This window comes from Mizugakiibacter sediminis (genome assembly GCF_000953855.2).
GTDB lineage: Bacteria > Pseudomonadota > Gammaproteobacteria > Xanthomonadales > Rhodanobacteraceae > Mizugakiibacter > Mizugakiibacter sediminis.
This window is the reverse complement of the sequence record NZ_DF970270.1, coordinates 74,847-79,320: the sequence shown is the minus strand read 5'-3', so window position 1 is coordinate 79,320 and position 4,474 is coordinate 74,847. Positions and strand designations below refer to the sequence as shown.

General features: G+C 75.2%; 3 protein-coding genes. 2 read left to right on the top strand and 1 reads right to left on the bottom strand.

Going from position 1 to position 4,474, the window contains the following annotated elements; all coding sequences use genetic code 11:
• Positions 1–94: 94 nt before the first annotated feature.
• Positions 95–1,738: a glucose-6-phosphate isomerase gene (gene pgi / locus MBSD_RS14320; RefSeq protein ID WP_062537972.1), complete on the top strand. Its 1,644-nt coding sequence runs from the start codon at positions 95–97 to the stop codon at positions 1,736–1,738.
• Between the two features lie 71 nt (positions 1,739–1,809).
• On the opposite strand, the gene queG is transcribed toward pgi, so the two are convergent.
• Positions 1,810–2,904 (bottom strand): tRNA epoxyqueuosine(34) reductase QueG, encoded by a 1,095-nt coding sequence (gene queG / locus MBSD_RS14315; protein WP_062537971.1) that lies wholly within the window; start codon positions 2,902–2,904, stop codon positions 1,810–1,812.
• Between the two features lie 59 nt (positions 2,905–2,963).
• Here queG and MBSD_RS14310 point away from each other — a divergent pair, with 59 nt between their 5' ends.
• Positions 2,964–4,442 (top strand): bifunctional ADP-dependent NAD(P)H-hydrate dehydratase/NAD(P)H-hydrate epimerase, encoded by a 1,479-nt coding sequence (locus tag MBSD_RS14310; RefSeq protein WP_062537970.1) that lies wholly within the window; start codon positions 2,964–2,966, stop codon positions 4,440–4,442.
• The last annotated feature ends 32 nt before the right edge of the window (positions 4,443–4,474 follow it).

Here is a 4,474-nt window from a genome sequence, read left to right as displayed (position 1 = left end):
CCCCAAGCAGGCGGCCTGAGCGCCGCCGGCCGCGGCTGAAACCGCCGCGGCCGTCCGTTACCATCGCGGCTTCACCTTCTCGACATCGGAAGCCATGGCCGCGGATCCCAGCATCGCCGTACAGCTCGCCGCGCACGCGGCGCGGCTGCGTTCCCTGCACCTGCGCACGCTGCTGCGCGACGAGACGCGCGCGCCGCGGCTGCGCCGCCGCCTCGGCCCGCTGCTGCTCGATTTGACCCGGCAGAAGCTCGACGTCGCCGCGCTGGACGCGCTGGGCGCACTGGCCGAGGCGCGCGGCTGGCGGGCGGCGCGCGACGCGATGTTCCGCGGCGAGGCGATCAACACCTCCGAGCGGCGCGCCGCGCTGCACACCGCGCTGCGCGCGGGCGGCTCGCGCCTGCCGTCGCCGGCGCCGGCGGCGGTGCGCGCCGAGGTGGCGGCGACGCTGGAGCGCATGGCGCACATCGCCGACGCGGTCGAGACGGGAGAAACCGCCGCGCTCGGCCTGCCGGAGACGGTCACCGACGTCGTCCACGTCGGCATCGGCGGCTCCGACCTCGGCCCGCGCCTGGCGGTGGAGGCGCTGGCGCCGTACCACACCGGCCGCGTGCGCTGCCATTTCCTGCCCAACGTCGACGGCGACGCCACCAGTACGCTGATGCGCCGGCTGGATCCGCGGCGCACGCTGGTGCTGCTGGTGTCGAAGAGCTTCGGCACGCAGGAGACGCTGCTGAACGGCCGCGCCCTGCGCGCCTGGCTGGTCGCCGCGCACGACGGCGATGCCGAGGCCGCCGCCCGCCACTTCATCGCCGTCTCCGCCAACGTCGAGGCGGCGGTGGCGTTCGGCGTGCCGCGCAACCACGTGCTGCCGATGTGGGACTGGGTCGGCGGCCGCTACTCGCTGTGGTCGGCGGTCGGCCTGGTGATCGCGTTGGCGGTCGGCATGCCGCGCTTCCGCGAACTGCTCGAGGGCGCGGCGCACATGGACGACCACTTCCGCGAGGCGCCGTGGCAGGACAACCTGCCGGTGCTGCTGGCGCTGGCCGGCATCTGGAACCGCAACGCGCTCGGCTACCCCAGCTTCGCCGTGATCGCCTACGCCGACCGCCTGCGCGAGCTGTACGCGCACCTGCAGCAGGTGGAGATGGAGAGCCTCGGCAAGCGCGTGCGCGCCGACGGCGGCGCGCTCGCCGACGCCACCGTGCCGGTGCTGTGGGGCGGCGTCGGCAGCAACGTGCAGCACGCGTTCTTCCAGGCCCTGCACCAGGGCACCGACGTGGTGCCGGTGGACTTCGTCGGCGTGGTGCGCCCGGACCACGCGCTCGCCGACAACCACGACGCGCTGCTGGCCAACCTGTTGGCGCAGGCGGCGGCGCTGGCGCTGGGCAAGACCCGCGAGGAAGCGCTGGCGGAGGCGTCGGCCGGCGACGCCGCCGCGCGCGAGGCGCTGGCCGTGCAGCGCACCTTCCCCGGCGACCGTCCCAGCTCGGTGATCCTGCTGGACGCGCTGACCCCGCACAGCCTCGGCATGCTGCTCGCGCTGTACGAGCACAAGGTGTTTGTGCAGGGCTGCCTGTGGGGCGTCAACGCCTTCGACCAGTGGGGCGTCGAGCTCGGCAAGACCATCGCCTCGGCGATCCTGCCGGCGCTGGACGGCGATGCCGAGGCCGGCGCCGCGTTCGATCCCTCCACGCGCGCGCTGATCGAGGCGATCCAGGCGCGGCGCGAGGCGCGCTGAGCGCCGCGAGGCGCATCGCGCCCGCGCGCTGCGCGCTCCGCGGCGCGCGGTTCGTCGTCGCCCCGCGCGGCCTACGGCTGCCCGCGTTTCCGCCGTTGTTCTTCCAGCGCCCAGGCGACGTGCTCGCGCACCAGCGCCGAGGGGTGGTCGGCGCGCGCCTGCAGCGCGGCGACGACCTCCCCGGAGTATGGCGCGTTGCCCAGCGCGACGGCGACGTTGCGCAGCCAGCCTTCGTAGCCGGCGCGGCGGATCGCCATGCCTTCGGTGCGGGCGAGGAATTCTTCTTCGCTCCAGGCGAACAATTCGACCAGCCTGCTGCTGCCGAGCGCGTGGCGCGGGGCGAAGTCCGGCTCCGTGGCGGCCTGCGCGTACCTGTTCCACGGGCACACCAGCTGGCAGTCGTCGCAGCCGAAGATGCGGTTGCCGATCAGCGGGCGCAGTTCGGGCGGGATCGCCTCGCGCCGCTCGATGGTGAGGTAGGAAATGCAGCGGCGCGCGTCCAGCTTGTACGGCGCGACGATCGCCTGCGTCGGGCAGACGTCGATGCAGCGCGTGCATCTGCCGCAGTGCGCGGACACCGGCGCATCCACCGGCAGCGGCAGGTCGGTGTACAGCTCGCCGAGGAAGAAGTACGAGCCGGCCTCGCGGTTCAGCAGCAGGGTGTGCTTGCCGGTCCAGCCGAGGCCGGCATTGCGCGCCAGCGCTTTCTCCAGCACCGGCGCCGAGTCGGCGAAGGCGCGGTAGCCGAACGGGCCGGTGACCGCGGCGATGCGCTCGGCCAGCTTCTGCAGGCGGCTGCGGATCAGCTTGTGGTAGTCGCGACCGAGCGCGTAGCGCGAGACGTAGCCGAGGGTCGGATCGCGCAGCACCGACCAGGCCTCGCCGATGTCGGCCGGCGCGTAGTTCATGCGCACCGAGATCACCCGCAGCGTGCCCGGCTGCAGCTCCGCGGGACGGCTGCGCTTGACGCCGTGGCGCGCCATGTAATCCATGCTGCCGTGATAGCCCGCCTGCAGCCAGTCCAGCAGGTGCGCCTCGTCCTCGGCGAGCCGCACGTCGGCGATGCCGACCTGCTGGAAGCCGAGTTCGGCGCCCCAGCGGCGGATGTCGGCGGCGAGCGCGGCGTAGTCGATGCCGGCGGGCGGCGAGGGTGCGGGCGCGGACATGTGTCGATTCTAGGCGAGCGCGCGGGCGGTCGCGCCGCGCCGCTCCGTATAATCGCGCCGTGACCTCGATCCCCGCCCTCTCCGCGCTGTACACCGCCGCGCAGGCGCGCGCGCTCGATCGCGACGCCGCGCGCTTCGGCGTCGGCAGCCACGACCTGATGCAGCGCGCCGGCTGGGCGGCGTTCGCCGCGCTGCGGCGGCGCTGGCCGGAGGCCGTGCGCATCGGCGTGCTGTGCGGTCCCGGCAACAACGGCGGCGACGGTTTCGTGCTGGCCAGGCTCGCGCTGGAAGCGGGCATGGCGGTGCGCGTGCTGGCGCCGGCGTCGCCCGCGCGCGGCGATGCGGCGCAGGCGCGCGCCGCCTTGCTCGAAGCCGGCGGACGCATCGAGCCCTGGAGCGAGGCGCTGCCGCCCGCCGACGTGTACGTCGATGCGCTGTACGGCATCGGCCTCGACCGCGCCCCGGAAGGCGAGGCGGCGGCACTGATCGAGGCGTTGAATGCCGGCGGCGCGCCGGTGCTGGCGCTGGACGTGCCGTCCGGCCTCGATGCCGACAGCGGCCATGCGCCCGGCGCCGCCGTGCGCGCCGCGGCGACGGTCGGTTTCGTCGCCTGGAAGCGCGGCCTGTTCACCGGACAGGCCGCGGATCATTGCGGCGCATTGGAACTGGCGACGCTCGACTTGCCGGACGCGCTGTACGCCGCGCACGCGCCGGATGCGCGCCTGCTGACGGCGGAGGCGTTGCCGCCGCGGGCGCGCGGCGGACACAAGGGCGACTACGGCCGCGTGTTGGTGATCGGCGGCGACCACGGCATGGGCGGCGCGGCGCGTCTCGCCGGCGAGGCGGCGCTGCGCGTCGGCGCCGGGCTGGTCGAGATCGCCACGCGCGCCGAGCACGTCGCGCCGATCCTGGCCGCGCGCCCGGAGCTGATGCCGCGCGCGGTCGACGGCCCGCAGGCGCTGCAAGCCGCGTGCGAGCGCGCCGACGTGATCGCGCTCGGCCCCGGCCTGGGGCAGGGCGCCTGGGGCCACGCGCTGTGGTTGACCGCGCTGCTCGACGCGCAACGCCCGCTGGTGCTGGACGCCGACGCGCTGAACCTGCTGGCGCGCGAGCCGCGCGCGCTGCGCGACGCGGCCGTGCTCACGCCGCATCCGGGCGAGGCCGCGCGCCTGCTTGGCTGCGAGGTCGCCGCCGTGCAACGCGACCGCTACGCCGCCGCGCGCACGCTGGCGCAGCGTTACGCCGCGGTGGTGGTGCTGAAAGGCGCGGGCACGCTGGTCGCGTCGCCCTCCGGCGACGTCGCCGTCTGCCGCTGGGGCAATCCCGGCATGGCCTCGGGCGGCATGGGCGACGTGCTGACCGGGGTGATCGCCGCGCTGATGGCGCAGGGGCAGGCGCCGTGGCCGGCGGCCTGCCTCGGCGTCGGCCTGCATGCGCGCGCCGGCGATCTCGCCGCCGCGGCGGGCGAGCGCGGCCTGCTGGCCTCGGACCTGTTTGCGCCGCTGCGCGCGCTGGTCAACGGGCAGCCGCATGAGTGAGCCGGCCGTGCTCGAGGTCGAACTGCCCGACG

Bases quoted from the DNA above. Each gene is read 5' to 3' on its own strand.
- pgi (WP_062537972.1), top strand. From the start codon at position 95: ATGGCCGCGGATCCCAGCATCGCCGTACAGCTCGCCGCGCACGCGGCG.
- queG (WP_062537971.1), bottom strand. From the start codon at position 2,904: ATGTCCGCGCCCGCACCCTCGCCGCCCGCCGGCATCGACTACGCCGCG.